Origin of the sequence: Kluyvera sichuanensis (assembly GCF_040930405.1) — a bacterium.
In the GTDB taxonomy this organism is placed as follows: domain Bacteria; phylum Pseudomonadota; class Gammaproteobacteria; order Enterobacterales; family Enterobacteriaceae; genus Kluyvera; species Kluyvera sichuanensis.
This window is the reverse complement of sequence record NZ_CP162271.1, coordinates 4,149,693-4,175,718: the sequence shown is the minus strand read 5'-3', so window position 1 is coordinate 4,175,718 and position 26,026 is coordinate 4,149,693. Positions and strand designations below refer to the sequence as shown.

Annotated in this window: 25 protein-coding genes, 1 tRNA gene and 1 pseudogene; 13 read left to right on the top strand and 14 right to left on the bottom strand. The window is 56.2% G+C overall.

From position 1 onward, the window contains the following. The first annotated feature begins 65 nt into the window (after positions 1-65). Genes cutA through AB2B48_RS19990 form a run of 3 tightly spaced genes read left to right on the top strand, consistent with a single transcriptional unit; the run spans position 66 to position 2,681 of the window. On the top strand, positions 66-389 hold the full coding sequence (gene cutA / locus AB2B48_RS20000) for a divalent cation tolerance protein CutA (protein ID WP_185669288.1): 324 nt from the start codon (positions 66-68) through the stop codon (positions 387-389). After that, the gene (locus AB2B48_RS19995) at positions 365-2,059 is read left to right on the top strand and encodes a protein-disulfide reductase DsbD (protein WP_368299969.1); all 1,695 of its coding nucleotides are present in this window, start codon (positions 365-367) and stop codon (positions 2,057-2,059) included. The genes cutA and AB2B48_RS19995 overlap by 25 nt, the downstream gene beginning before the upstream one ends. A gap of 46 nt (positions 2,060-2,105) precedes the next feature. Then, positions 2,106-2,681, top strand: coding sequence for a transcriptional regulator (locus tag AB2B48_RS19990; RefSeq protein WP_185669286.1), 576 nt, complete (start codon positions 2,106-2,108; stop codon positions 2,679-2,681). On the opposite strand, the gene AB2B48_RS19985 is transcribed toward AB2B48_RS19990, so the two are convergent. Together AB2B48_RS19985 and AB2B48_RS19980 are read right to left on the bottom strand one after the other, a co-directional pair. Further along, a complete protein-coding gene (locus tag AB2B48_RS19985; protein ID WP_368299967.1) occupies positions 2,678-3,268 on the bottom strand; it encodes a LysE family translocator in 591 nt (196 codons plus the stop codon). The two genes, AB2B48_RS19990 and AB2B48_RS19985, sit on opposite strands and share 4 nt — an antisense overlap. Before the next feature lie 36 nt (positions 3,269-3,304). After that, a complete protein-coding gene (locus AB2B48_RS19980) occupies positions 3,305-4,153 on the bottom strand; it encodes an AraC family transcriptional regulator (RefSeq protein WP_368299966.1) in 849 nt (282 codons plus the stop codon). Positions 4,154-4,322: 169 nt separating this feature from the next. Here AB2B48_RS19980 and AB2B48_RS19975 point away from each other — a divergent pair. The 3 genes from AB2B48_RS19975 (at position 4,323) to AB2B48_RS19965 (ending at position 6,073) form a co-directional block, all read left to right on the top strand. Next, a tRNA-Phe gene (locus AB2B48_RS19975) sits at positions 4,323-4,398 on the top strand. Positions 4,399-4,833: 435 nt separating this feature from the next. Further along, positions 4,834-5,427, top strand: a complete 594-nt coding sequence (locus AB2B48_RS19970) for a biosynthetic peptidoglycan transglycosylase (protein ID WP_368299964.1) — start codon at positions 4,834-4,836, stop codon at positions 5,425-5,427. Next, on the top strand, positions 5,414-6,073 hold the full coding sequence (locus AB2B48_RS19965; protein WP_368299963.1) for a hypothetical protein: 660 nt from the start codon (positions 5,414-5,416) through the stop codon (positions 6,071-6,073). The genes AB2B48_RS19970 and AB2B48_RS19965 overlap by 14 nt, the downstream gene beginning before the upstream one ends. Before the next feature lie 126 nt (positions 6,074-6,199). Here the strand turns inward: AB2B48_RS19965 and AB2B48_RS19960 are convergent, their stop codons facing one another. Beyond that, on the bottom strand, positions 6,200-6,451 hold the full coding sequence (locus tag AB2B48_RS19960; RefSeq protein WP_368299962.1) for a SymE family type I addiction module toxin: 252 nt from the start codon (positions 6,449-6,451) through the stop codon (positions 6,200-6,202). Between the two features lie 536 nt (positions 6,452-6,987). Here AB2B48_RS19960 and AB2B48_RS19955 point away from each other — a divergent pair. Next, positions 6,988-7,491, top strand: a complete 504-nt coding sequence (locus tag AB2B48_RS19955; RefSeq protein WP_368299960.1) for a DUF523 domain-containing protein — start codon at positions 6,988-6,990, stop codon at positions 7,489-7,491. Between the two features lie 78 nt (positions 7,492-7,569). Here the strand turns inward: AB2B48_RS19955 and AB2B48_RS19950 are convergent, their stop codons facing one another. The 10 genes from AB2B48_RS19950 to AB2B48_RS19905 all read right to left on the bottom strand — a co-directional run bounded on the left by AB2B48_RS19950 (position 7,570) and on the right by AB2B48_RS19905 (position 17,688). After that, the gene (locus AB2B48_RS19950; RefSeq protein WP_368299959.1) at positions 7,570-8,199 is read right to left on the bottom strand and encodes a DUF1109 domain-containing protein; all 630 of its coding nucleotides are present in this window, start codon (positions 8,197-8,199) and stop codon (positions 7,570-7,572) included. Next, positions 8,186-8,743, bottom strand: a complete 558-nt coding sequence (locus AB2B48_RS19945; protein ID WP_368299958.1) for a sigma-70 family RNA polymerase sigma factor — start codon at positions 8,741-8,743, stop codon at positions 8,186-8,188. Before AB2B48_RS19945 ends, AB2B48_RS19950 begins: the two co-directional genes overlap by 14 nt. Positions 8,744-8,763: 20 nt before the next feature. Next, on the bottom strand, positions 8,764-9,996 hold the full coding sequence (locus tag AB2B48_RS19940; RefSeq protein WP_368299957.1) for a protein-disulfide reductase DsbD family protein: 1,233 nt from the start codon (positions 9,994-9,996) through the stop codon (positions 8,764-8,766). 20 nt (positions 9,997-10,016) lie between these two features. Continuing rightward, the gene (locus AB2B48_RS19935) at positions 10,017-10,568 is read right to left on the bottom strand and encodes a peroxiredoxin (protein WP_368299956.1); all 552 of its coding nucleotides are present in this window, start codon (positions 10,566-10,568) and stop codon (positions 10,017-10,019) included. A 141-nt stretch (positions 10,569-10,709) separates the two neighbouring features. Next, complete coding sequence (locus AB2B48_RS19930; protein ID WP_368299955.1) at positions 10,710-12,089, bottom strand: amidohydrolase family protein; 1,380 nt, start codon at positions 12,087-12,089, stop codon at positions 10,710-10,712. A 12-nt stretch (positions 12,090-12,101) separates the two neighbouring features. After that, positions 12,102-13,049 (bottom strand): carbamate kinase family protein, encoded by a 948-nt coding sequence (locus tag AB2B48_RS19925; protein ID WP_368299953.1) that lies wholly within the window; start codon positions 13,047-13,049, stop codon positions 12,102-12,104. A gap of 175 nt (positions 13,050-13,224) precedes the next feature. Further along, on the bottom strand, positions 13,225-14,643 hold the full coding sequence (locus AB2B48_RS19920) for a DUF1116 domain-containing protein (RefSeq protein ID WP_368299952.1): 1,419 nt from the start codon (positions 14,641-14,643) through the stop codon (positions 13,225-13,227). After that, on the bottom strand, positions 14,643-16,190 hold the full coding sequence (gene fdrA, locus AB2B48_RS19915; RefSeq protein ID WP_368299951.1) for an acyl-CoA synthetase FdrA: 1,548 nt from the start codon (positions 16,188-16,190) through the stop codon (positions 14,643-14,645). Before fdrA ends, AB2B48_RS19920 begins: the two co-directional genes overlap by 1 nt. Beyond that, positions 16,168-17,043, bottom strand: coding sequence for a DUF2877 domain-containing protein (locus tag AB2B48_RS19910; RefSeq protein ID WP_368299949.1), 876 nt, complete (start codon positions 17,041-17,043; stop codon positions 16,168-16,170). Before AB2B48_RS19910 ends, fdrA begins: the two co-directional genes overlap by 23 nt. A gap of 39 nt (positions 17,044-17,082) precedes the next feature. Beyond that, complete coding sequence (locus AB2B48_RS19905; RefSeq protein ID WP_035891897.1) at positions 17,083-17,688, bottom strand: ankyrin repeat domain-containing protein; 606 nt, start codon at positions 17,686-17,688, stop codon at positions 17,083-17,085. A gap of 243 nt (positions 17,689-17,931) precedes the next feature. Between AB2B48_RS19905 and AB2B48_RS19900 the strand changes: the two genes are divergently transcribed. Together AB2B48_RS19900 and AB2B48_RS19895 are read left to right on the top strand one after the other, a co-directional pair. Next, positions 17,932-18,426 carry a DUF1097 domain-containing protein gene (locus AB2B48_RS19900; protein ID WP_368299947.1) on the top strand — a complete coding sequence of 165 codons (495 nt, stop codon included), beginning with the start codon at positions 17,932-17,934 and terminating at the stop codon, positions 18,424-18,426. 106 nt (positions 18,427-18,532) lie between these two features. Then, positions 18,533-19,465 carry a LysR substrate-binding domain-containing protein gene (locus AB2B48_RS19895; protein ID WP_185669270.1) on the top strand — a complete coding sequence of 311 codons (933 nt, stop codon included), beginning with the start codon at positions 18,533-18,535 and terminating at the stop codon, positions 19,463-19,465. A gap of 24 nt (positions 19,466-19,489) precedes the next feature. Here the strand turns inward: AB2B48_RS19895 and murF are convergent, their stop codons facing one another. Continuing rightward, positions 19,490-20,908 (bottom strand): UDP-N-acetylmuramoyl-tripeptide--D-alanyl-D-alanine ligase, encoded by a 1,419-nt coding sequence (gene murF, locus AB2B48_RS19890; RefSeq protein ID WP_368299945.1) that lies wholly within the window; start codon positions 20,906-20,908, stop codon positions 19,490-19,492. Positions 20,909-21,084: 176 nt separating this feature from the next. On the opposite strand from murF, the pseudogene AB2B48_RS19885 reads away from it, so the two are divergent. From AB2B48_RS19885 to AB2B48_RS19870, 4 genes and pseudogenes are all read left to right on the top strand, one after another. Beyond that, positions 21,085-22,716, top strand: a pseudogene (locus AB2B48_RS19885) (Mur ligase); the annotation flags it as partial. Positions 22,717-22,840: 124 nt separating this feature from the next. Next, on the top strand, positions 22,841-23,461 hold the full coding sequence (gene lapG, locus AB2B48_RS19880) for a cysteine protease LapG (RefSeq protein WP_368299943.1): 621 nt from the start codon (positions 22,841-22,843) through the stop codon (positions 23,459-23,461). 9 nt (positions 23,462-23,470) lie between these two features. Next, positions 23,471-25,411: a cyclic di-GMP receptor LapD gene (lapD, locus tag AB2B48_RS19875; RefSeq protein WP_368299941.1), complete on the top strand. Its 1,941-nt coding sequence runs from the start codon at positions 23,471-23,473 to the stop codon at positions 25,409-25,411. Positions 25,412-25,428: 17 nt separating this feature from the next. Beyond that, entirely contained in the window at positions 25,429-25,770 is a 342-nt protein-coding gene (locus tag AB2B48_RS19870; protein WP_185669265.1) for a tryptophan synthase subunit beta, read from the top strand. Positions 25,771-26,026: the final 256 nt, after the last annotated feature.

The following is a 26,026-nucleotide window of genomic DNA, read 5'->3' as shown; positions in this document are numbered from 1 at the left end:
CGATTCACTCAACCCCTTTTTCCCACCGTGCTATAGTGCCTCTTTTCATCGATACGAGGTATGCAATGAGTATTCCCGACGCTGTTGTGGTTCTCTGTACTGCTCCTGATGAAGCTACCGCCCAGGACCTGGCGGCGAAAGTGCTGGCGGAAAAGCTGGCGGCCTGCGCCACGCTACTTCCCGGCGCAACATCGCTCTACTACTGGGAGGGGAAACTCGAACAGGAGTATGAAGTGCAGATGCTGCTGAAAACCGACCACGCCCACCAGCAGGCGCTGCTCGACTGTCTGAAGGCTCACCACCCGTATCAAACGCCCGAACTTCTGGTTTTACCCGTTACTCACGCAGATACTGATTACCTCTCATGGCTCAACGCTTCCTTACGCTGATTCTGCTGCTGTGCAGCACCTCGGCCTTTGCCGGGCTGTTCGACGCGCCCGGCCGCACCAATTTTGTTCCTGCCGATCAGGCCTTCGCCTTCGATTTTCAGCAAAACCAGCACGATGTGAACCTCACCTGGCAGGTGAAAGACGGCTACTACCTCTACCGCAAGCAGGTGCAGGTGACCCCGGCTAACGCCAGCATCGCTCCACTCCAGTTGCCCAACGGCGAGTGGCATAGCGACGAGTTCTACGGCAAAAGCGAAATCTATCGCCACAGCCTGACCGTGCCGGTGACGCTGACCCAGGCCAACGCAGGTGCGACGCTCACCGTCACCTACCAGGGCTGCGCCGACGCGGGCTTCTGCTACCCGCCAGAGACCAAAACCGTACCATTGAGCGCAGTCTCTGCCCTTCCCCCTCTCCCCACCGGGGAGAGGGCCGGGGTGAGGGACAACCCCAGCGCGGACTTACCGTTCTCCGCCCTCTGGGCTCTATTAATCGGCATCGGCATCGCCTTCACCCCGTGCGTGCTGCCGATGTACCCGCTGATCTCCGGCATCGTCCTCGGCGGCAAACAGCGCCTCTCCACCGCCCGTGCGCTGCTGCTGGCCTTTATCTACGTGCAGGGCATGGCGCTTACCTACACCGCGCTCGGCCTGGTGGTCGCCGCCGCCGGAATGCAGTTCCAGGCAGCCCTGCAACATCCGTACGTGCTGATTGGCCTGTCGGCGGTGTTTATCCTGCTGGCGCTGTCGATGTTTGGTGCCTTCTCGCTGCAACTGCCGTCATCGCTGCAAACCCGCCTCACCCTGATGAGCAACCGCCAGCAGGGCGGCTCGATGGGCGGCGTATTTGCGATGGGCGCGATTGCCGGGCTTATCTGCTCGCCATGTACCACCGCGCCACTCAGCGCCATTCTGCTGTACATCGCCCAAAGCGGTAACCTGTGGCTCGGCGGCGGTACGCTGTACCTTTACGCGCTGGGCATGGGGCTGCCGCTGATTCTGGTGACGGTATTCGGCAACCGCCTGCTACCGAAAAGCGGGCCGTGGATGGCGCACGTCAAAACCGCGTTTGGCTTTGTGATCCTCGCTCTGCCGGTGTTCCTGCTGGAACGTATTATTGGCGACGTCTGGGGGCTGCGGCTGTGGTCGATGCTCGGCGTGGCGTTCTTCGGCTGGGCGTTTATCACCAGCCTGGGTTTGCAAAAACCGTGGCAGCGCATTGGGCAAATACTCCTGCTCGCCGCCGCGCTGATCAGCGTGCGTCCGCTTCAGGATTGGGCCTTTGGCGCCACCGTGGCGCAGAGCCAATCGCACCTCAACTTTACCCGCATCAGTAACGTTGAAACGCTGAACGCGGCACTCGCCAGCGCTCAGGGCAAGCCGGTGATGCTCGACCTGTACGCCGACTGGTGCGTGGCCTGCAAAGAGTTTGAGAAATACACCTTTAGCGACCCACAGGTACAGCAGGCGCTGCAAAATACCGTACTGCTACAGGCGGACGTGACCGCCAACAGCGCCGAGGACGTGGCGCTGCTAAAACATTTACAGGTTCTGGGCCTGCCGACCATTCTCTTCTTTGACGAGAACGGCAACGAGCAGCCCGCACTACGGGTGACCGGCTTCAAGGATGCCGCCGCGTTCCGCGCACATTTGCGCGATCGCCAACCGTAGACAACACTTTTAGACGGGAAACTGTCAGGAACGGAGGAGAAACACCGTGCAACGCGAAGACGTACTGGGAGAAGCCCTACAGCTCCTTGAGCAAGAAGGGATTGCGAGCACCACGCTGGAGATGGTTGCCGAACGCGTAGACCGCCCGCTGGACGAACTGCGCCGTTTCTGGCCGGACAGCGAAGCGCTGCTGTATGACGCGCTGCGCTACCTGAGCCAGCAGGTGGAGACCTGGCGTCGCCAGTTGATGCTTAACGAAGAGCTGACCCCCGAGCAAAAACTGCTGGCCCGCTACACCGCGCTGACCGAGTGCGTGACGAAAAATCGCTACCCCGGCTGCCTGTTTATCGCCGCCTGCACCTTCTACCCGGAGGCAGACCACCCGATTCACCAGCTCGCCGAGCAGCAAAAGCAGGCCGCCTATGCGTACAGCCATGAGCTGCTGACCCAACTGGAAGTGGACGACCCGGCAATGGTCGCCAAACAGATGCAACTGGTGCTGGAAGGCTGTCTGAGCCGCATGCTGGTCAGCCGTAGCCAGGCCGACGTGGACACCGCGCACCGTCTTGCCGAAGACATCCTGCGCTTTGCCCAGTGCCGCCAGAACGGCGCACTGACCTAAGCCAGCATCCCCGCCCATGCGGAAACCAGCAGGCACAGCGCCATCAGCCGCTGAAACCGCACCATCGCCACGGTGGTGCGGAACACTCGATTCACCGCTTTCCCCAGCCACGCCCAACACATCAGACACGCCACCGAGATCAGTAAAAACCATAGCGCCATCAACGCCACTTCACGCAGCGCATGCTCGCCCGCCGGAGCAAACAGGCTGACCACCGCCAGCGCCATCATCCAGGTTTTCGGGTTTATCACCTGCAACAGCGCCGCCGCTTTGGCAGTAAAGCGCTGCCTCTCTTTCCCGGCGATATTCGCCGCCGGGGCGCAGAACAGCTGCCAGCTCATCCACGTCAGCCACAGCACGCCTGCCCAGCTCATCACCTGCCGCACCAGCGGATACTGGCGCAACAGCTCCCCCGCGCCCGCGCCGGAGACCAGCACAATCGCGCTCGCTGCCACGCAGCCGCTGACCAGCGCCGGAATGGTCGCCCGCACGCCATAGTGCTGGCTGTTGGTAAGAACAAGGATATTAGTCGGCCCCGGCGTTATCGACGCAACGAAGGCAAACAGCAGGAACGGCATGATATTCACAGGTGACTCCTTATTATTGGAGTCCCGACTGTGCCGTTATTTATTGGAAACGTCTGGAAGGTTTGTGCACAACCGACGGTAATGCGCTGGCGAGATACGGTACGCCCGCTGGAACCAGCGCCCGAGATGGCTCTGGTCGGCAAAGCCGAGCGTCGCCGCCACGTCCACCGGCTGCTCGCCCAGCGACAGCAGCTGGCGCGCTTTCGCCAGCCGCAGCTGGATCAACCACGCGTGCGGTGCCAGGTTGAACTCGCGCTTAAAGCTGCGCGTGAGGGTAAAACGGTCGGTGCCCGTCTCCCGCGCTAAATCAGAGAGCCCAATATTGTCGCCCATATGCGCATGCAGATAGTCCCGCGCCCGATGAGCAATCGCCGAGCTTTGAATGGCCGACGGCAACCGCTTGCGCCACTGGCAGTGCGCGGTCAGCTGCGCCAGCAGACCGTCCATGCTGCTCTGCTGCACAATACGCATCTCATCGGTATGCAGAGTGCTGAACGTCTCGCCAATCGCCCGCACCAGTTGCGGTTCGCGGGTGAGCGTTTGGTTAAAGTGCAGCGAATAGCTGTCCGGCGTGGCATCATACAGCCCGCGCAGGGTGTTGGTCAGCCAGCGTTCGTCGAGGTAAAAGGTGAGATAGGTAAAGCCACCGGCCACCGGCGATTCACCGTCGTGAATCTCACCCGGCTCCAGCAGAAAGGCATCGCCCGGCACGCTATGGTGACGCTCGCGACGGCAGTGAAACTGCTGAGTGCCAGACAGCGTGATCCCCACCAGATAGCTATCATGCCAGTGCGGGTCGAACGCGTACCCTTCAAAGTGCGCTTTGATTGTCTCAATGCCCGTATCGGCATGCTGTCGCAGCTCTAGCCAGTCTTTCGTTGCCATACCGCCCCCCTCTCACCGCCAGCATTGCCCGATTGCCGCGCCGATGTCTGGAAGATTTGTGCAATCACCCGGCGCAAACGCGTAGATTGCCGCAATAGTAAGCAGTTGAACAGCTTTTCGGTGAATTTGGTTGACGTGAGGGAGCGACTACGGTTTAATGCGCCTCGTTGCCCGGATAGCTCAGTCGGTAGAGCAGGGGATTGAAAATCCCCGTGTCCTTGGTTCGATTCCGAGTCCGGGCACCACTTCTTCAGAAAACCCAGCCTATGGCTGGGTTTTTGCTTTCTGGCCGGACACCACATTGTCTAACTAACTCTTCCACACCCCACCAGTGGTTACTGCTTTCCCATAGATATTCAGATATAAGATTCAATTTCCCCACATAAAACACTGCAAAATGCTAAAGTTGCAATTTATTACTAAGACTAAAAATTTGTAATTAAAACTAAAAGTCCCGAATACAGGCATTAAGGTTGTGATTAACCTGTGATGGGTGATTAATTACCTAAAAATAATAATCTGGCGAAATTATATGCCATGGTAAATAGCAAAAAAATATTGTGAATAATATTTACTTTCGGTAATGTATACTCTAATCACATAACTTATTCAAATGAAAAACAACCATACTCACTATAACGACAACAAGAAACAATATACATTATTAATTTGGAATATAGATGAAAACATCTGAAGATTGGCTACTAATAAAAAGAAAAATAGTTAGTATTAAAAACGAATCTGATAAATTAACTATATCACCTAGACTGATAACCATGCTGATTATTGCTGAGGATCATAGATTTGAAAAACATTGCGGAGTGGATTTAGTCTCTATTTTAAGGGCTACGTGGAGAACAATCTTCTGTAGAAGAACGGAAGGTGCATCTACAATTGCAATGCAACTTGTTAGAGTATTAACCGGTCGCTATGAAAGAACATTAAAAAGAAAAATTCAGGAAATGTATTTAGCCACTAAGCTAACAAAACACATAAATAAATCAGATCTTCCCAAACTTTACTTATTTGTTGCTTATTTTGGATGGAGGATGAATGGAATCACTCAACTATCGAACAGATTAAAAATAGACCTTTTAAAAATCACAGACATGGAAGCAGCGGGCATTATTGCTAGACTGAAATACCCAGAACCACAAAAATATGATCATATTCGCATAAAAAAAATCCAAAACAGGGCAAAATACATACTATTACAATCTGTCTTATACACTACGGCTAATTCATCAAAAGGTGATACCAATGGAACCTTTTAAAGTATCCCCCCATTTAGCAACATTGCTGAATAGTTATCCAGAAGCGAAACTACTTGTTGAAGCTGCAACACATGGAGGCGAGCACTCTAAAGCAGCTATCGCACGCCTATGGTTATCTGAAGGCATTCCGTTTGCCTTTCGAAATACTCCTGCGTTATACGATGTAGTAAGAGCTTGGCTGGGGACACGACTTGACGTTGATCCAAAAGAAATTAATTTAACGGGTAGCGCTCGAATCGGACAATCCATGGCACCACACAAGGTCGGTAAAACTTTTGGAGAACATTCAGATTTAGATCTTTTTGTGATTTCTCACTCATTATTTGACAGAGTAAAAAATGATTTCAATAATTGGTCGTATCAATTTGAGGCTGGGTTAGTAGAACCTAAAAATGACAATGAAAAAAAATACTGGATAGATAATAATAAACGTGGACAAGGCCTCATACAACGAGGGTTCATTGATTCCAACATAGTTCCTAACTATGATAAATATCCTACAATTCAGAATATTTCTAATTCGATGTGGCTTTTAAAGGGTAAATTAGATCTTACTAAAGATGCTCCAGTTATAAAATCTGCGTCTATACGTTGCTACAAAGACTGGGGAAGCTATGTTCGACAAATGGTAATTAGTTTAAGCTAATGACATTAATTTTTAATTAACAAATTGATATATTAACTATAAATATCAATTAGATTATATTGATCTACAGAGATGTAATCCATCCCACAGATTACATCTCTGCAATTAATTATTTAGCGGGCTTCTTCATCCTCTCCAACAGCCCCTCAATTCCCGCACCGCCCCCGTCTCAGGAATCAACACAATACAATCCCCCGCAATCTTCACGGTGACACTCGTCCCGGTATCAAACCCCGCTTCCCTCAACCACTTCCCGCTTAAATTCAGCGCGGGCGTGCTGGTATCGCCCCGGTTGGGTACGTAGCTCACGGTGTAATGACGTTCAGTTTTCGCCGGTTTTTTAGATTTAGCTTGAGTCTGGGTAGGGATCGTTGCCATGTGGGCATCCTCCTGTAACGGGTTAAACGTCCGCCGCAGGAGAGGTCAATCTCACGGGTGGCGGAACCAGACGGGGTTGACCTTACCGGCGTTACAGGGAACCGGCGCGTCTTACGACGCCCCCGCCTGGCCCACCATTGAGGTGTAGCCGTGCGTACGACATATTTTAAAACGTTGGCACGTCATATGTCGCCCGTAACATTCTATCAGAGAGGTCAATCCCGACACCTGATTTTGCAGGTGCGTGTAGAAAATACCGCTATCGTTAACGCGCCGCAATCCGCCCCCGGACTTCCTGAAAACACGATGGTTATTCTGGAATCCGCCTCGCAAAACCACACGGATGATTGTTCGGTTAACATTATTTACGCACCTTAAAGAAGGCAAAATAGAGTTAACGTCTGTTTTAAGGTGCATCAATCCTTGTACTTATCTAGTCCCCCCGAAGGTCTGACCGCCCCCGCAACTGATTATCTGTTACCCTATCACCGCAGGCATCGCGACAACCGCCTTGCCACGCATCCTCAAGGTTCCCCATGACCGTCAAACACAAAATCCTCCTCAGCGCCTGCCTCGCCGGGCATCCCGTGCGCTACAACGGCACCGATAAATCCTGTACCACCCACCTGCTGCAACAGTGGCGCGATGAAGGCCGTCTGGTCACCCATTGCCCGGAGCTAGCGGCGGGGCTTGAGACGCCGCGGCTGTCGGCGGAGATGGTTAACGGTCAGGGTATCGAAGTGTTGAGCGGGCGGGCGCAGGTGGTGGAAAGCGACGGGCGCGATGTGACACAGTCGTACGTGCTGGCGGCGTGGCTGGCGTTAAAAACCGCGCAGAGTCACGGCTGTCGGTTTGCGATTTTGACCGACGGTAGCCCAACCTGCGGCAGCCAGAACGTGTATGACGGCGCGTTTAGCGGGGTGAAGGTGCCGGGCGAAGGAGTCGCGGCGGCGCTGTTGCGCCAGCATGGGATTGAGGTGTTTAGCGAGTTTCAGTTGGCGGCGTTGAAGCGGCGGTTGGATGAGGTTGAAGGGGTTTAGAAAGAGCCGCCCCGGCGTCGGCGCGTTGCGCCTCGGCCGGGCTACGAGTCAGATAAACGCATCGATACATGGCGCTTATCACCCAATCCTCACCCACCGCCACCCGGCCGCCATCATCACCAGCACAATCGTCACCCCCGCCGCCATATGCAGCAGGAAATCCAGCGGATGCACCTCCACCGGGTGGCAAAACGACAGCATCGTCAGCGCCATACAGGCGATCCCCACCCCTGACGTCGCCAGCGTGCGCAGCGGATACAGCGCCCGGGTGCGGCGCAGGTAGCCCATCATAATGACCATCATCGGCGTGCTCACCGCCATCATAAACGCGTAGCAGTTCACCTCATCGGGATGACTTTCCGGCGCGTGTGTCGTGCCGAGGCTAAAGATAACGCCGCCCAGCCAGAGCACAATCAGTGGTGCAAACCAGCGCCAGCCCAGCGGTTTGCGCCCAGCGATGCTCAGCAGGAAGGCGTTACGTATCGCCAGTATGCCCATCACAAAAGCCATGGTCAGCTGCAGCGCCGCCAGCAGCGCGCCGGACTGTGTCCAGTCGGTTGCCACTCGGTGAAACACCAGGCTGCTGAGCCAGCCGCACGGCAGCGCCATCAGCAGCCACGCGGCGACCCGCCGGTTGCTGGCCCAGGGGCGGCGTATCGGCCCGGCATCACGGCTTAGCTGGGCAATAAGAAGATCATGATCGGTCATGGTTCGCTCCCATCCGGCGAAGGTTGGTTAGTGCTCTGTGTAATAGCGATTTCACCGCCGAAACGCTTAAATTATGGCGGGCAGCGGCCTCGGCCAGGCTCATCTCCTGCAGGTGGATATGCTCCACAATTTGCCGCTGGCGCGAGGGGAGCTGGTCGAGGATCAGCGCCAGCGTTTCTTCTCGTTCATCCTCTTCCGGGATGTGTTCAGTGGCAGGCTCAACGGCCTCTTCCTCATCGGCTTCACGCCGCCAGTGGCGGCCACGTTTACGCAGCGCGTCAACGGTGCGGGCCTGGGTGATGGCCATCAGCCAGGGTAAAAACGGACAGGCAGGATCGTAGGTGTGGCGCACCCGATGGACAGCCAGCAGGACGTCCTGGATAACGTCGTCAACCAGCACGCTGTCGGCAATCTGCTTGCGGACTATCGCCCGAATCACCGGCACAATGGCCCGCAGCAGTTGGGTATAGGCATCGCGATCCCCCGCCTGCGCGCTTGCCATCAGCGCAGGCCATGCTTCACGCGGCGCTAAACCGTTATCCATATTCCGCCATGCCCGTTACCTCATGCTTTTTTACCGGATGCCTGATTCAGGGCGTCGACCACTATCGTCGGGGTCAGCACCTGCGGCAGCACTTTCGGCGCGCTGCCGTCCGCCGGGTAGACCACGTAGAGCGGCAAACCACCCTGCCCGAACGCGGTCATCGCGTCATCAATATCGGCGTTAAATTTGGTGGAGTCCGCCACCATGTAGATGGTATTCGTGCTCACCAGCGCCTGCTTCACCGCCGTCGTAGAGAGCGAGGTGCGCTCGTTCACCTGGCAGGTAATGCACCAGGAAGCGGTGAAATCGACAAAGATAGCTTTGCCATGCCCGCGCATCTCTTCGACCGTCTGTGGCGACCACTTCACCTGGGTGATGTTTTCTACACGCGCGAGTTCCGGCTGCGACGGCTGGACGTGCATCACGCCGGGTAGCGGGCTGACCGCAGCGATAAACAGCACCACCGTCACCGCCAGCAGCGCTTTATAGGATTGGCCGATATAGCGTCGGCGCTGGGCCATACCGTACAGCCACGCGGCAAAGCTCACCACCACGGCGCAAATCAGCATCGCTAACAGCGCGGTCGTCCCCGCCTGCTGCGTCAGCACCCACACCAGCCAGGCGAACGCCCCGAGCATCGGGAACGCCAGGCCGCGCTTGAGAATGTCCATCCATGCGCCCGGTCGCGGTAGACGTTTGGCGATGGCCGGGAATAACGAGACCAGGGTAAACGGCGCGGCAAAGCCTATCGCCAGCGACAGGAAAATCGCCAGCGAGGCCACCGGCGGCTGCACCAACGCGTAGCCTACCGCGCCCGCCATAAAGGGTGCCGAGCAGGGTGTCGCCACCACAATCGCCAGCGCACCGGTTAGCGCCGAGCGTACAAAAGCTCCGCTGCCTACCGAAATCTCCCCGGCTCGCTGTAACGACAAGCCGACTTCAAACACGCCAAGCAGATTCAGCGCCGCGCCCAGGATAATCAGCGCCAGTATGGCAATCACCATCGGCGACTGAAGCTGGAATCCCCAGCCAACGGCGGTGCCACCAGCACGCAGCGCCAGCAATATGCCCGCCAGCACCAGCATGGTAAAAATCACGCCGAGTAAAAAGCCCAACCCTTCGGTGCGCGCGCTTTTAGCATCGCCCTCATGGCGCAGAATGCCCAGCGCCTTCAGTGAAATGACCGGGAACACGCAGGGCATCAGGTTGAGGATAATGCCGCCCACAAAGGCGGCCAGAATGGCAGTTAACATAGCGTACCCCGGCGGCTAAATTACGAGTGCGATTGCGCGTACTGCTTCACGGCATCCATCGCTTTCTGGATGTGCTGATCAGGGTTACGGTCGGTGTAGCTCATCAAAATCTTGCCGTCAGGGGCGATCACAAACGAGGTGCGGTCGGACAGCGTTTTGCCGTTCATCTGCATCAGCGTCTGGTACTCCGCCGCCACTTTCGCGCCAGGGTCTGCCGCCACGGAAAATTTATCCCGGCACTCCAGTTTTGAGAATTCATCCACCTGGTCAACGTTCCCGGCGGTCACGCCCACCACGGTTGCGCCGAGTTTTTTGAAATCATCGGTGGCTTCAGCAAAGGCGTGCGCCTCGAGGGTACAGCCTTTGGTGAACGCGGCCGGGAAGAAATAGAGCACCACCGGCCCTTTCTGCAACGCCTGTTGCAGGGAGAAGGTCAGCGGCTTACCGCCGAGCGCGCCTTGCAGGCTGAAGTCCGGGGCTTTTGCGCCTGGCTCGAGGGCGGCGTTCGCATTCACGGCGAACAGAGAAAGGCTGAGTACGGCGGCGGCTGATAAGGCTTTCAAACGATTCATGGTCGACTCCATCAGGGGGATAAAGGTGCTCTGTACATAATAGTTCGCACGCTAAGGCCTGAAGGTTTCGGTCGGGGTAAAAAAATTTTGGGATCGAGCGGCCCCGGAGTCGGCGCGATGCGCCTCGTCCGGGCTACGGGGTTATGCCACGCCGCCCCACACCAGCCGTCCTTTATGGAACGTTGCGGCGCGCGGAGAAATCCGCGCCACGGCTTCCGCCGAGCACGACGCGTCCACCAGCACAAAGCTGGCGTCATCCTGCGCCTTCGGCCACACGCGCTCGCCTTTGTCGTTCAGCGGCAGCACGTCACCGGTGGCGAGGAACAGCGAGCGGGAGAGGTTCTGCTCGTTCGGGCGGATGTAGAGCTGGGCGTAAAGGTTGGCTTTTTCGAACATGTCGCCAAGGCCGTACGGCGACCAGTGGTCGATCACGCTGTCGGTACCGGTCATCAGCGTTACACCTTTGTCGCGCAGCTGTTTCAACGGCATATGCAGCGTGCCGATAGGCACCGTTGAAGCGATAGAAATCTGCTGCGCGGCCATGCGGGTGGCGATTTCATCCACCTGCCCTTCGTTCATCGTCGCCAGCGCGAAAGCGTGGCTGATAGTCAGCTTGCCCTTCAGCTCCGGCGTTTTCTCTACGGTTTCCACCATGTATTTCACCGCCGCCACGCCCGCTGGGCTGGTTTCGTGCAGGTGAATATCCACCCCTTTGTGGTAGTCGATGGCAATCTGGAACATGGTGTCGAGGGACTTCTCCATCGCACCGTCGACGTTGGTCGGATCCAGCCCGCCGACGTAGTGCGCCCCGGCCTGCATCGCTTCGCGCATCAGCGGTTCAGATTTCGATAACAGCAGGCCGTGCTGCGGGAAGGCAACGATTTCGCAGTCGAAACCGGCTTTGCGCCGTGCCAGCACCGCCTGTAAATTTTCGAGATTTTTCAGCCCCGAGACCGGCTCGATATTGCAGTGGCTGCGGGCGATGGTGGTGCCTTTTGATTGCAGCAGGTCAATCAGCTTTTCCGCGCGCTCCTGCGTGTACGGCTGGAGTTCAGGCAGCAGCTTTTGCTCCAGCTTGATCATATCCTGAATCGTGGTGCCCGCCGGGCGGTTAAGCGAGCGCCACGGGCCACCGTAGAAGGTTTTATCAAGGTGGATATGCATGTCGCGGGTAGTCGGCAGCATCAGCATGCCACCCGCGTCGTAGTGCGGTAACGTGGCGTCCGGATGGCTTTTGTTATCGCGCAGGGCCACGATTTTGCCGTCCTGAATTTCCACGGTCTGCAGTGCGGTACGGGTATGCACGACAACCGCGCCCTCGTACTCAAAGCCCGTTTCAAGCAGCACGTTATCCAGATAGTAATGGCTGTCGGTAATGTTCATGGTTCCCTTCGTCTCGCAGACGGCAGCGCCAGAAGACGCCGCATAGGCCATTGGCGCGGTTGCGCCAAACAGCGCGGCGGCGGTGACCATTTTGCCGCTATTGCTTAAAAACGCACGGCGACTGTTATGCTCTTTCATCGTCGTTCCTTATCAATGGACGATATGGGTGCCCGTTTCGCCGCGCAGGGCGGCAGGCAGACATTCCGGCGTGGTGATAATCACCCGTTTACCGCCGTGTTGTAAAAATTGCAGGCTGGCGACAATCTTCGGCAGCATGCTGCCCGCCGGGAAGTGGCCTTCGTGCAGGTAGCGAGTCATGGTGGCGATATCCACGTGCCCCAGCGCCTGCTGTTCCGGTTTGCCAAAGTGAATGCAGACTTTCTCTACGCCGGTGGTGATCACCAGAATATCGGCGGCGATCTCGCGTGCCAGCAAGGCGGTGGAGAGATCTTTGTCGATCACCGCATCAACGCTGTGGTAATCGCCCTCTTCCCCCAGCACCACCGGAATGCCGCCGCCACCTGCGCCAATCACCAGAAAGCCTTTTTGCGCCAGCGCCTGAATGGCTTCAGACTCGACGATGCGTTTCGGCTCCGGTGAGGCCACCACGCGGCGATAGCCGCGCCCGGCATCTTCGACAAAGCGCCAGGTCGGGTTAGCGTTTAACAGTTCGTCACGCTGCTCGGCGCTGAAGAACGCGCCGATGGGTTTGGTCGGGTTGGCGAAGCCGGGATCGTTTTTATCGACCTCCACCTGAGTGACCACCGTCACCGCTTTTTGTTCGCCGCGTTTCACCAGCCGGTTATTCAGCGCCTGCTGAATAAGGTAGCCGATACCGCCCTGGGTGTCGGCAACGCAGTTGGCGAGCGGGGTCAGCGGTAGCCCTTCGCGCTCGTGGGCAATCTCCGCGCGACGCAGATCCAGCCCCACCTGCGGGCCGTTGCCGTGGGTCAGTACGATGTTGTAATCCGATGCCAGCATCTCCAGCACCGTGTCCGCGACCGCTTTCACCGCCTCTGCCTGATGTTCAATCGACTGGCTGGCGTTGTCTTTGATTATGCTGTTGCCGCCAATGGCAACGACCACAAGTTCTTTCATCGTGTAGGTTCCAGTGCAGAAGGTGATGTGATTATTGTTGTTGGGTTTGCTCCCTCTCCCTTTAAAAGGGAGAGGGTCGGGGTGAGGGTTGGCGCGCTGAACGGCAACCTGGGCCTCCGTGCCCGTTATCCCCCTCACCCTAACCCTCTCCCCGGAGGGGAGAGGGGACCGTTCGTTATCCGTTGTAACGTTCGCACCAGCTCAGAATTGCTTTTTCGAAGCAGGCGAACGGCGGGTGAACGATCCCGGCGCCAATCATGCCGATGCCCGCATCTTTATGGGCAATGGCGGTGTTGATCACCGGCAAAATGCCGCTGCTGCCAACACGAGTGATGTCGATAGCCGTTGGCACGCCCATAAAGCCGAGCAGCGGAATGGTGACGTTCGGGTTCTCGCCGAGGGTGATTTCGCGCATCTGGCGGGAGAAGTCGATAGCCTCTTCCACCGTGCCGCCCACCAGCGCCACAATTGCCGGGGCCGTGGCCATCGCAAAACCGCCGATGCCATAGGTTTCGGTAATCGCGCTATCGCCGATATCCAGCCCTGAGTCTTCCGGCTTGTAACCGGCGAACATTGGGCCGATAACCTGCTGCGCCGGGCCGGTGAACCACTGCCCCGGCAGGCCGCTGACCCGCAGGCCGAACTCAACGCCGTTACGCGCCATGGTGGTAACCACGGTGCTGTATTCGATACCGTGCGCGGCGTCCATCGCCGCTTTACACATCGCCATCCACGTCGGGCCGGAGAAGTAGTCGCTGCTGGCGACAAACTCGAACACTTCGCGCTGCTGCTCAACCGAGTAACCCGCCTGAATAATCCCCGGCGTCAGCGCCTGAATCAGCAGCGTGGTGCCCGCGTTGTTGCGGTTGTGGCACTCGTCGCCCATGTGCAGCGCCTGCGCCAGCATTAAACGCAGATCAATCTCGCCGATGATCTTCATTGCATCACGCAGCATCGGGCCCTGCACGTCGCGCATCCAGTTCAGACGGTCGATCACGCTCTGGTCGTTAGCACCCATGCGCAGGATCTTCGCCATCTGCTCGCTCATATTGGTATAAGCGATGTTGCCGTAGGTTTTATTCTCAACGATGTGCATAAACATCGAGGCTGAGGTCACGCCCGCCATCGAACCGACGCAGTCGTGCTCGTGGCACGGCGAGAAGGTGATTTCGCCGGAAGCCGCCAGTTCTGCCGCTTCGTCGATATCCTTCGCCAGCCCTTCAAACACCAGCGCCCCGGTGACCGCGCCTTTCATCGCACCACACATTTTCTCCCAGGTGACCGGTGGGCCCGCGTGGAGGATAGTTTTCGGCGTCATGCCCGGCACCACGTTGATGGCCTGGTCAAAGCCAATCAGCACCGGGTGAGACTGAATAATGCGCTCCAGCGCCTGCTGGTTGGCGGCGGCGATTTTCTCCGCCAGTGGAGAATCGGCGATGCTGTCCAGCGCCTTCACCACCTGCATATTGCCCTGCCCCGGCGGCGTCCAGTCGAGTTGGGTGACGGCAACGTGCTGCTTTTTCAGGTCATCGCTGAACATGGCGATGCCGACGTTAATGACGTTCAGCGGTTGGGTAAACAGTGACTGGCTCATCAGGCTTCCTCCCCTTTGCAGATAAATTCACGCGCCAGCAAACCGGTATTGGTACTGCTGCTGGCGAGGACAACGCCCGCGTCGGTCAGCATCTGGCGCTGTTTTTCCAGCGACGGCGTGTCGAGATCGGTCCCCAGCACGTAGGCGAGGATCACCAGTTCACGGCCATCGGCGGAGGCGATCGCTTTCGCCTCGTTGATCGCCTCGATCGTTGAACCCACCGGATCTTCATGGGATCCAAAGCCCAGCACGAAATCCATCACGATCACACCCACCTCTGGATCACGCGCTTCCTGAATCAGGCGGCTGATGCGGTTGGTCGGGTCGATCATCGGGTGCGGCTTGCCGTTGGTGAAGTCGTCATCGCCGAAGTCGAGGAAGGTGTGCTTCACGCTGCGGTTGATATCCGCCAGGCGGAAGGCCGGGTCAGGCTGAATGTTACTGTAGACGTCGCCGTGTTTTTCCATCACTGCGAACATGGTCTCGTCGCACAGCGTACCGCCGCAGAATAGGCCACGAATGTACTTCTGCTGCGGAGTCAGGCGTGAACGCACATCAGCAATCAGCGCGTCGTTCAGCGGATGCAGGTCTAACGACTCTTGCTTTACGCCGCTTAGCAGCACCGCTTTCAGCGCCGCCTCTTTGGTGCCGCGAGCGAACTGTAAGCCCTGCTCGTCAGCCGGTGGCTCAGCGCGGCCGAGGAAGCAGACCACCACCGGTTTGCGGCAGGCGCGAGCACGTTCCAGCACTTTGCGCGCCACGGCCGAAGCCGGCGGCTTGGAGACCAGCGCGATAATCTCGGTTTGCGGATCGTTTTCCAGCATGCCGATGGCGTCGAGCATCATCAGCCCGCCAATCTTCTCGCTGAGGTCACGCCCGCCGGTACCGATAAGCTGCGAAATACCGCCGCCAAAGTCATGAATACGAACGCTCAGCTCCTGGCTGCCGGTACCGGAGGCGCCAATAATGCCGATGTTGCCGCGGCGTACCGCGTTGCCAAAGCACAGCGCCGCGCCGTTGATGATCGCGGTGCCGCAGTCCGGCCCCATCATCAACAGCCCTTTTTCGTGCGCCAGCTGTTTTAGCGCCAGTTCGTCTTCAATAGTGACGTTGTCGGAGAACAGCATTACGTTGAGGTCGTTTTGCAGCGCCTGACGCGCTTCGCGGGCGGCAAACAGACCGTTGACCGAAATCACCGCCAGGTTGCTGTCCGCCACGTGTTTTTTGGCGCTGGCAAGCGTGGCGTAGCGCGCTTCGTGCGAGCCGCTTTCCGCTTTTTTAGTGAACAACTCTTCAATGGCCGCCAGTGTCTGCTCGTTGTCCGCGCCGTCTTTGCCGTTGATGACGATCATCAGGTCGCCGTTTTTCGCATCATCCAGCTCGGTGGTTAACAGCCCGAGATTTTTCAGCACGCCCTTGTTCATCTCGGTGGCCATGGCCACGAACGCCTGCTCAACGCCGTCGAGCTTATTGGCGCGAGTGGAAATCGACATCAGCGAGACCGAATCAAAATACGTATTCTTCTTAATCACTATTTTGACTGACATAACTCCCTCCATAGGCTTGGCTCAGCGCGCAGGCATCCGCCATGCCATAAAGCATGTCGCAGCCGGAACTGGAGCCAATATTTTTAATACTGGCGATAGTCTGGGTAGAAATATGTTGCGGTTCATTAATCATGCCGTTAATAAACCCGAAAATCGTTTCGCGATAGCGCTGGGAAAAAGCCGCTTCCAGCGTAATAGCGCTTAATAAAGTGGTATTGTCACGCGCCACCGCGAGCGCAGAATAAAACGCGTCGCGATATTTATTCGCCGGATGGCCGTCGATAAATAAAACGGTGCTTAATCCCACTAAATAATCATCCGCCGACGGCGTCAGGCCAATACCTAGCCCTACCATATTGGCCACTGCCGAGGTGATTTCCCGGCCCTGTAATAACGCATTAAATAATGTCTGTCGTCGCTGCTGTAATGCCTCGGAGATAGCCTGATAAAACGGGTTATCCCCGCGCCAGAGAAACAGCGTCTGGTTATCCTGTAATTGTTGATGAATCTCGTCGTGCCACCGCAGCCAGGGAATCTGCCGGAATCGTTCGGCGTTAAGCTGCGGTATCGTTGGCTGCCAGCGCTGGCAAGAGGCGGTGTCCAGCCATTTATCCTCGCCAACCGTTATCCCTGTTGGGTGAAACTGAACCGTCTCACCGGGCCGGAACAAACCATCAAAGTGAGCAAGTGCTAACCTACAACTGTTCGGGGCGTTGTCGTACGCGTCGCACAACAGCGTCAGCAACCGCTGCTGCGCCGGGAGATAAAGGTTTACCGCCCGGGAAAAGACCTGTTCGACCCGACCAGAGCCACGCTGCGAAAGAAAGTGCTCGTCCGCAGTTAGCGCTTGCACACACCGCCGTATTGGGGTGTCGATAGCGCGTCTCCTCTGTTACGCTCCGGCGGCTATCAGCAGCTGGGCGATCTCTTCGTAACCCTTCTCCCGCGCCAGTTCCAGCGGGGTTTTGCCGTATTTGTCGGTCATGTGCGGGCTAGCGCCGTGTTCAAGCAGCAGGCCGACAATCGTCTGCTGAGTTTCACCGCCGTCGTTGAGCACGATGGCCTCCAGCAGCGGTGTCCAGCCGACAAAGTTGGTATGGTTGACGTTGATGTGAGTGCGATGCAATAGCTCTTTGACGATTTCAAGGTGCCCTTTTTCGCAGGCGGGCGTCAGCCCCACACCGCCAAAACGGGTTAAGCGATTTAAATCCGGGCGGGCCGGTAACAGTAAACGCAGCAGCGTTAAATCATTATTCAGGCAGCTAATTAAAAAAGGGTTTAAACAGGTCTGGTCTTGTTTATTAATATCCGCACCGGCATCCAGCAAGGCCACCACGCAATCATATTTTTTATTCAGGCTCGCCAGCGTAATGGCGGTTTGCCCCTGACGATTACAGGCATTAATATCGACACCCTGATGCAGGCAGGATTTTAATTTCGTCAGTTCGCCTTGTTGCGCAGCCAATAGATAGTCAGCAATCAGATTGTTGTTGGTCATGTCAAATCCCCTGATTTTTTGTGGCTGTTTTCGATGAAATGAGAATAGCAACGAAATAACCGGAAAAGAACCCGCTTAAATTTTATTCGCCATAACCTGCTTGATTAGTGAATTTAATTTAATAATCGATACAGACTGTGCGGTAGTGCACCGTTTATTTCTTTACCGCTATGCCCCTTAACTCAATCGGGTTTTCTTTCTATATAGTTTCAGTGCGTAACCACTAGATGAGAGGAAACAACGATGAACGGACTCACCGCTACGGGCATTACCGTTGGAGTGTGTGCAGGTCTCTGGCAGATGGTGTCCTCGCAGGTTGGGCTGGCCCCAGGCTGGGAATTATTAGGTACGATTGGCTTTGTGGCATTCTGCAGTTTTTATGCGGCGGGCGGCGGCAAGGCAGGTTTTGTGAAGAGCCTTTTTGTCAATTACTCCGGCGCCGTTTGGGCATTTCTCGCGGCGGCGGCCTCCGGCTGGCTGGCGTCAGTGAGCGGTCTGTCGCCCTTCTGGGCGGGCGTGCTCATGACGGTGCCGTTCTCCGCCGTGGTGGTCTGGCAGGGGCGATTCTGGCTCACCTCGTTTATCCCCGGCGGCTTTCTCGGCATGACGCTGTTTTTCGCCACCGGAATGAACTGGTGGGTCACGCTGCTGGGCTTTCTGGCGGGAAACTGCGTCGGGATTATCTCCGAATATACCGGGCGCAAACTGAGCGAAGCCACCTCGAAAGAGGCCGCGTAGGCGGGTTTTAAAAGTTATTCAAAAATGGTTGCCCAACAATCACTTCAACCAATACATTCATCTCATTAAAGAGGCCCGATAAATAGCTGAACCGAGGAGCAGGTGAATGAACTCAATTTTTACGGAAGAGAATCTGCTGGCGTTCACCACCGCCGCGCGGTTTGGCAGCTTCAGTAAGGCGGCGGAGGAGCTTGGCCTCACTACCTCCGCCATCAGCTATACCATCAAGCGTATGGAGACGGGCCTCGACGTGGTGCTGTTTACCCGCAGCACCCGCAGCATTGAACTGACCGAATCCGGGCGCTACTTCTTTCGTAAAGCCAGTGACCTGCTCAATGATTTCCACGCCATCAAGCGCAGCATCGATACCATTTCCCAGGGCATTGAAGCGCGGGTGCGCATCTGCATTAACCAGCTGCTCTATACGCCAAAGCACACCGCCCGGCTGCTGCAGGTGCTGAAAAAACAGTTTCCCACCTGCCAGATAACCGTCACCACCGAGGTCTACAACGGCGTCTGGGATTCGATTATCAACAATCAGGCCAGCATCGCCATCGGCGCGCCGGATACCCTGCTCGACGGCGGCGGTATTGATTACACCGAAATTGGCGCGATCCGCTGGGCCTTTGCCATCGCCCCGTCCCACCCGCTGGCATTTATGCCGGAACCCATTGCCGAAAGCCAACTTCGCCTCTATCCCAACATCATGGTGGAGGACACCGCGCACACTATTAATAAAAAGGTTGGCTGGCTGCTGCACGGGCAGGAATCCATTCTGGTGCCGGACTTCAACACCAAGTGCGAGTGCCAGATCCTCGGCGAAGGGATTGGTTTTCTGCCAGATTATATGGTGCGCGACGCGGAAGCTCAGTCGCTGCTGGTCACCCGGAAAATCAACAACCCGCGGCAAGACTCCCGCATGCTGCTGGCGACCCAGCACTCGGCCAACGGCCAGGTCACGCAGTGGATCAAACGGGAGTTTGGCCCTCAGGGGGTGTTAACCGGGATTTATGCGGATTTACTGCATCGGGAAGGATAGTCACCCTGCCCACGTGCGCAGGGTCTAGCGAGCGGCCAACAGCTTCAACCAGCTCACTAATTTCCATACCTGTGCGGAATGCGAGCCTTTAAATAAAACAATATCGCTATCCTGAATATCCTTAAGGTAAACTTTTTTAAATGCATCAACGTCATCCAGCAATATATATCGCTTATTTTCAGCCATCATGCTGACATAGGACTGATATGTATTGCCAATAAGGTAAATCGCATCAATCTGGCTGTGATTAATATTCGCAATCAACGCACGATAATATTGTTGGTGCTCATCGCCTAACTCAGCCATTTCGCCCAGCACCAGCACTTTTCTTCCCGGCAGGACTGATTCGCTCAGTTGTGCAACCGCCATCATCATGGAGCCAGGATTAGCGTTATAGGCATCATCAATAACCGTTAGCGGATGGGTCGCCACCGTCAGATGATTGACTTCGCCTCTACCCGGCAGCGCCTGGAAGCGGGTTAGCCTCGGCAGCGCCGCCTCGGGGGAATAGCCTAGCGAAGAGACGACGGCAAGCGTGGCGATGCTATTGAGCGCCATATGTAGGCCTTCCGCCTGCATCGTATAGTCGAGGCGCTGGCCAAAAATCTCTGCCGTCACGCTGAGAGTAACCGGGTCATAGGCTATCAGGCGGCAGTCGCACCCTTCCTGCTGGCCATAGGTCACGATTCGCAAATCCTGCTTCACCGCAGCCGCATAAATACAGTCCCACTCCTGCATCTCACGATTTAGCACCGCAATATCGCCAGGCTTCATGCCGAGAAAAATCATGGCCTTAGTGCGCGCAATATCATGCAGCGACTGGTTCTCCTTCAGATGAACCGCCTGAATATTGGTCACCACTGCCACGGTCGGCCGCACCATGCGCGCGCTGATATCCATGCGGCCAATCGCCATTTCCAGAACTACCTGCGGCGTATCCCAGGGCATAGAGGCGATATTCCACGCGATGCCGCGCGGCAGATTCGCATTTTGCATGCTGCCAAGAGACGGCCCCCACTCGGCAAGCGCGGCGGTAAGCATGGCGACACAGGTGGTTTTTCCCGCGCTCCCCGTCACACCAATCACGTTGCCCTGCATCCGATCGCGGGCATATCGCCCCATCCTCAGCAGCGCTTCATTGCGATCGTCAACCAGATACACCGGTACATTGCTGACGCCGGCCCGCTGTGCATCATCAACAATAAGAGCGGCTGGCGGATATGGCAGCTTATCGAGTCGCTCTGCGATGATGCCGCCGACCTCGTTTTCCGCGCGCACGCAGACCATATTGCCCGGTTGCATAGCCGGTGCAAAAATCGACACTCCCGTAGCCCGCCATCCGTCAGGTGGGGGCGTGAGCCAACGGCCCGGCGCGGCCTGCATCAGGGATTCCGCTGTCCAGCAGGCGTCGTCTAAAAGTCCTTTTTCATTTTGCTGATCCATTCTTTCTCCTGGAAAATGCGGTGCCATTCGCCATCAAATTATTTGCGCCCAATAGGGTTATTTTCTATTTTCAGGGCAATATAGTAAAAATGTAGAATACATAAATCGCAATACGTAATGTTATTTTGATACGATTAATCTCAGACAAGGGCGTCATTCCATGACAAGGAGCTTAAATGTCGCTAAGCCGTTTACTTACGTATGTGCGCCCTGAACTCGACGCATTTCATGCCGCCGCACAACCGTCCCCCTTTCCAGGCTACATCCTCTTCCTCAGCGCCAGCAATGGCGAGGAACGTGCCTATACCGCCTATGCCTGCGGTCATTCGCTGGATGAAGCCTGGCTGCGCGCGGTAGACAATTTACAGCGCTGGGAGAGCCAGCAGTCGCGGCCAGCGATCTGGCTGCGTGCCGATCTGGTCAACAAAATTCAGACCCTGCGCTGGGATGAACTGCAGGATAAGCTCAGTAAGACCAAACGTAACTACTTCCGTTTTGGCCTGAGCTTCACACCTGATTTTACGCAACCCATTCTGGAGCAAGAAATTAACGCCAACGCGCTGCTGTATCACGGCAGCGAGGGGGTAGCGACGCCCAATGCAGCCAACCTGGCGCACTACGCACGCTGGCGTTTCGGTAACGCGCTGCGCTGGCCGGATAAACCGGAACAGCTTATCTGGCGCTTCAACACCCGCAGCCTGTTCTGTGATGGCGAAAAGGTCTACCCCATCGAATCCAACGGCCGCAACGCCGGCTATCGCCAACTGTCGCACTGGCAGGAAGAGGCGCTGGAGCCGATGATTTTCTCTGCCACCGACTATCTGGCACGCCAGGTAAAAAAATCGGGCCGCTATCATTACGGCTGGTTCCCGTGCTTCGACCGCGCGATCCCAACCTATAACACCCTGCGCCATGCCAGCTCAACCTATGCGCTGCTCGAAGGCTGGGAGGTGACACAGGATAAAACCCAGTTTGCAGCCATTGAGCGCGCGCTGCATGACCTGTCGACCGAGCTTATTGCCACCCGCACGCTCCCGGACGGCAGCGAAGCTGACTTCCTGACAGATACGGGCGGCGAGATTAAACTGGGCGGTAATGCAGTCTGTATTCTGGCGATGGTCAAGTACACCGAACTGACCGGCGATGAGCGCTATCTCCCGCAGATGCAGCGTCTGGCTAACGGTATCGGTTTTATGCAAAAACCGGATACCGGCGGTTTTAACCACGTTTTGCACGCCGCCGATCTGTCGCTGAAGGCCGAGCACCGCATCATCTATTACGATGGCGAAGCCACCTTCGCATTGATGCGTCTGTATGGCCTGACAAAAGCCCCCCGCTGGCTGACCATCGTTGAGCGCGCCATGGATCACTTTATCGAGCAGAAACACTGGCAGGCCCACGACCACTGGCTAAGCTACTGTGTAAACGAACTCACGCTGTACCGCCCGCTTGCGCGCTACTATCAGTTCGGCCTGGACAACGTTCGTGATTACCTGGATTTCGTCCTTCAGCGAGTCACCACCTACCCCACGCTGCTGGAATTGATGATGGCAGCCTCGCATATGCTGGCGCGCCTGGCCGAGTCCGAGCACCGGCAACTGCTCGAGGGCTTCGATATGGAGCAATTTAATCTGGCGCTGGAGACGCGAGCGCGCTACCTCGCGAACGGCTTCTTCTGGCCTGAACTGGCCATGTTCTTCAAAAAACCATCCCGTATTGTGGGGAGCTTTTTTATTCGTCACCACAGCTTCCGGGTACGTATCGACGACGTAGAGCACTACCTCTCTGGCTACGTTGCTTACCGCAAACGCTGGCGCAGCCAGCATGGCATTAAGGCGTAATTTCGTGATGCTGAGCGTCCCTTAAATGAGGCTCCCTGACGTATTCTACTGGAAGCGATGGCTATCGTTATGCCTGACGCTGCTTCTGTTTGTGCCGCTACAAATTGGTGCGGGCTGGGACTTTAATACCATTAATTCCCGAACCCGGCAGCTTTACGGCCCGGCGACACCGACCGCGCAACGTAATATCGACGCCTGGGAAATGTTATTGAAGCAGTCGCCTGCCGGCGATATTCATACCACCCTGAACCGCGTAAACCAGTTTTTTAATTCGCGGATCCGCTTTGTTGATGATATGACGGTATGGGGCCAGGAAGATTATTGGGCGACGCCGGTAGAAGCCCTGCGTAAAGGCGCAGGAGATTGTGAAGACTACGCGCTGGCGAAATATTTCACCCTACGCGAATTAGGCGTTCCTGCCAGCCAATTAAGAATTACCTATGTTAAAGCATTACAATTAAATCAGGCACATATGGTCGTCACCTGGTATTCGAGCCCGGATGCAATTCCGCTGGTTCTCGATAACCTCAAACCCGCCATATTGCCCGCCTCCGCCCGTAGCGACCTGCTCCCCGTCTATTCATTTAACGGCGAGGGTTTGTGGATACCACAGGCAAGCGGCAGCAAGCGCGTCGGCGACAGTACAAGACTCTCTCGTTGGCAGGATCTTCTCACCAGGATGCGTGCAGAAGGGTTTGTAATTAATGAATAGGAAGCGGTCATGTCCCTCTATAAACAGCTACTGATTGGCATCTGCCTGTTTACGTTGACGATTTTCTGCGGCAACTTTTTTGCCACGCTGGAAAGTTCGCGTGAACAGTACCACAACCAGCTAAGCGCGCATGCTCAGGATGCCGCCACGGCGCTGGGGCTCTCGCTGACCGCGCATATTGACGACCCGGTGATGACGGAACTGATGGTGAACTCGATTTTTGATAGCGGCTACTTCTACCGCATTCAGGTCGTGGATATCAAAACCGGCAAGCCGATTATTGAACGCCAGAACGTCCCACCTAGCGCCAATGTCCCAGGTTGGTTTGTGCGTATGGTGCATCTGAATCCAGGCCAGGGCGAAGCCGTGGTCATGCGCGGCTGGACGCAGGCCGCACGCGTTGAGGTTATCAGCCACCCCATGTTTGCCCTGGCACGCCTGTGGGGCACGCTGGTTGCGAGCTTCCTGTGGCTGACGGGCTGTAGCGTGCTGTGCATTCTCGGTGCGATGTTCCTGCTGCGTAACCGTCTGCGCCCGCTGAACTACATCGTCGAGCAGGCGATGGCCATCAGCCGTCGCGAATTCCTGAGCCTGCCTGCGCTGCCCAAAACGCCGGAACTGCGCCGAGTGGTTGAAGCCACAAACATGATGGTCACCCAGCTCAAAGCCCTGTTCAGCGAGCAGGCGCAACGCACGGAAACGCTTCGCCAGGAAGCCTACAACGACAGCCTGACCGGCCTGAACAACCGCCGGTCGTTTGATATTAAATTCCAGACGCGCCTGAGCGATGAAGAAAGTGCCGACGGCAACCTGATAGTGCTACGCGTTCAGGACCTGATGGGCCTGAACCAGCGCCTCGGCGGAGCCAACACCGATAAACTGCTGCAGGCCGTCGCCGGGATCCTCGACGCTCTCCAGCAGCGCTTTTTCCACAGCGAAGGCTTTGTCGCCCGCGTGCGCGGTGGTGAGTTCGCCCTTATCACCGCACCGGTTCTGCCTAAAGAGATGGACAGCTTCGCCAGCTCACTCAATACCCAGCTGAAGGCGCTGTATGAAACCGGGCTGAGCGACGTCAACCCGGTTGCCCACTTCGCCGCCGTAGCTTTCCACTACGGTGATTCCCCGCAAACGCTGCTGCGCCAGGCGGATCAGATTCTGGTTGCGGCGGAAGCGGATATGCGCACCTTTGCCGACCCAGACCTCGTGGCCCAGCAAGAGCCGGATGAAGATCACCACGACTGGCACAAGCGCCTGAGCGCGATTCTGGATAAAGAATCTTTCGAGCTTTATTCACAGCCGGTGTATCAGTGCAACAACCAACACGTTGTTCTGCATAGAAAAATACTTGCTCGCATCAAAGATGAAGAGGGTGAAATTATCCCTGCGGGTCGCTTTATTCCCTGGGTGCGTCGCTTGGCTCTGGGCCGTCGAATGGACGTCGTAATGCTCAAACAGACCCTGCGCGCGATGGAACACAGTACCGATGCGTTCGCCCTCAGCATCAGCGGGGAGAGCGTGGCAGACGACGCCAGTTTGAACGCCCTGCTCCAGCCGTTGAAAACCGCACGTCATCTGGCGCCACGGCTCACGCTGGAGCTGGATGAAAACGAACTGCCTGAGCCAGAGCGCGTCAGCATTCTGGTGAAAAAATTGCAGGATCTCGGCTGTGGTCTGGGCATCCAGCACTTTGGCGGTCGCTTCCACCTGATTGGCAACCTGCCGCAGTGGGGGCTTGCCTGGATCAAAGTTGATGGTGGCTACATCCATCACATCAACGAAGAAGAAGATAAAAAACTATTTATCGAGGCCATTTACTGGGCGACACGTCAGATCAATCTGCCGCTCATCGCCGAACGTGTTGAAACGGAAGGTGAGCTGGCGGTGCTGGAGAAAATCGGCCTGTACGGCGCAATGGGCCGCTACTTTAGCGATGCCAGCACATTACATTAACTCTCAGGAGAGAAGCCATGCACTTTATTGAACGTGATGGTGAAGGACGGATCGTTCGGGTTGAGACCGTTGCCTTCGCCGGAATGACTGAGCAGAGCGAAGTGGCCACCGCGGAAATCAGCGAATGGCTAAAAGTAGAAAGCATTCGTGCGGCAACAATACAGCAGTTGCAGCAGAGTGACCTCAACATGATCCGCGTACTGGAAGACCTTATCGAAGTGCTGATGAGCAAGGGAATCATCAGCATTACCGACCTACCGCCTGCCGCGCAAAGCAAACTGCTTAACCGTGCCCAGGCACGTCAAACGCTGAGCGGGCTGGAAGGTCTCATCGGCGATGACGATGAAAGACTGATTTAACGCTCGCTTATCCTCACTATTTCAGGCACATGATTTTGTGCCTGAAATATAATTAGCCTTAAAACCATCATAAAATCCTGTCTATACCTACCAATTCTTTACAAGACATTTCCATTGAAACAACATTAAAATCAAAGAATATTCTTTCCACCAACTTTATTCTCAAATAAGAATAACGCGTACCATTCGTAATACTGTTATTACGATGATGAAAGATAAGCAATATTAATTATATAAGCCAGACGGTCTGGTCCGT

What these genes read in the sequence shown, in the direction of transcription:
- cutA (WP_185669288.1), top strand. Translation starts at nt 66, where the DNA reads ATGAGTATTCCCGACGCTGTTGTGGTTCTCTGTACTGCTCCTGATGAA.
- AB2B48_RS19995 (WP_368299969.1), top strand. Translation starts at nt 365, where the DNA reads ATGGCTCAACGCTTCCTTACGCTGATTCTGCTGCTGTGCAGCACCTCG.
- AB2B48_RS19980 (WP_368299966.1), bottom strand. Translation starts at nt 4,153, where the DNA reads ATGGCAACGAAAGACTGGCTAGAGCTGCGACAGCATGCCGATACGGGC.
- AB2B48_RS19970 (WP_368299964.1), top strand. Translation starts at nt 4,834, where the DNA reads ATGAAAACATCTGAAGATTGGCTACTAATAAAAAGAAAAATAGTTAGT.
- AB2B48_RS19965 (WP_368299963.1), top strand. Translation starts at nt 5,414, where the DNA reads ATGGAACCTTTTAAAGTATCCCCCCATTTAGCAACATTGCTGAATAGT.
- AB2B48_RS19960 (WP_368299962.1), bottom strand. Translation starts at nt 6,451, where the DNA reads ATGGCAACGATCCCTACCCAGACTCAAGCTAAATCTAAAAAACCGGCG.
- AB2B48_RS19955 (WP_368299960.1), top strand. Translation starts at nt 6,988, where the DNA reads ATGACCGTCAAACACAAAATCCTCCTCAGCGCCTGCCTCGCCGGGCAT.
- AB2B48_RS19950 (WP_368299959.1), bottom strand. Translation starts at nt 8,199, where the DNA reads ATGACCGATCATGATCTTCTTATTGCCCAGCTAAGCCGTGATGCCGGG.
- AB2B48_RS19945 (WP_368299958.1), bottom strand. Translation starts at nt 8,743, where the DNA reads ATGGATAACGGTTTAGCGCCGCGTGAAGCATGGCCTGCGCTGATGGCA.
- AB2B48_RS19940 (WP_368299957.1), bottom strand. Translation starts at nt 9,996, where the DNA reads ATGTTAACTGCCATTCTGGCCGCCTTTGTGGGCGGCATTATCCTCAAC.
- AB2B48_RS19935 (WP_368299956.1), bottom strand. Translation starts at nt 10,568, where the DNA reads ATGAATCGTTTGAAAGCCTTATCAGCCGCCGCCGTACTCAGCCTTTCT.
- AB2B48_RS19930 (WP_368299955.1), bottom strand. Translation starts at nt 12,089, where the DNA reads ATGAAAGAGCATAACAGTCGCCGTGCGTTTTTAAGCAATAGCGGCAAA.
- AB2B48_RS19925 (WP_368299953.1), bottom strand. Translation starts at nt 13,049, where the DNA reads ATGAAAGAACTTGTGGTCGTTGCCATTGGCGGCAACAGCATAATCAAA.
- AB2B48_RS19920 (WP_368299952.1), bottom strand. Translation starts at nt 14,643, where the DNA reads ATGAGCCAGTCACTGTTTACCCAACCGCTGAACGTCATTAACGTCGGC.
- fdrA (WP_368299951.1), bottom strand. Translation starts at nt 16,190, where the DNA reads ATGTCAGTCAAAATAGTGATTAAGAAGAATACGTATTTTGATTCGGTC.
- AB2B48_RS19905 (WP_035891897.1), bottom strand. Translation starts at nt 17,688, where the DNA reads ATGACCAACAACAATCTGATTGCTGACTATCTATTGGCTGCGCAACAA.
- AB2B48_RS19900 (WP_368299947.1), top strand. Translation starts at nt 17,932, where the DNA reads ATGAACGGACTCACCGCTACGGGCATTACCGTTGGAGTGTGTGCAGGT.
- AB2B48_RS19895 (WP_185669270.1), top strand. Translation starts at nt 18,533, where the DNA reads ATGAACTCAATTTTTACGGAAGAGAATCTGCTGGCGTTCACCACCGCC.
- murF (WP_368299945.1), bottom strand. Translation starts at nt 20,908, where the DNA reads ATGGATCAGCAAAATGAAAAAGGACTTTTAGACGACGCCTGCTGGACA.
- lapD (WP_368299941.1), top strand. Translation starts at nt 23,471, where the DNA reads ATGTCCCTCTATAAACAGCTACTGATTGGCATCTGCCTGTTTACGTTG.
- AB2B48_RS19870 (WP_185669265.1), top strand. Translation starts at nt 25,429, where the DNA reads ATGCACTTTATTGAACGTGATGGTGAAGGACGGATCGTTCGGGTTGAG.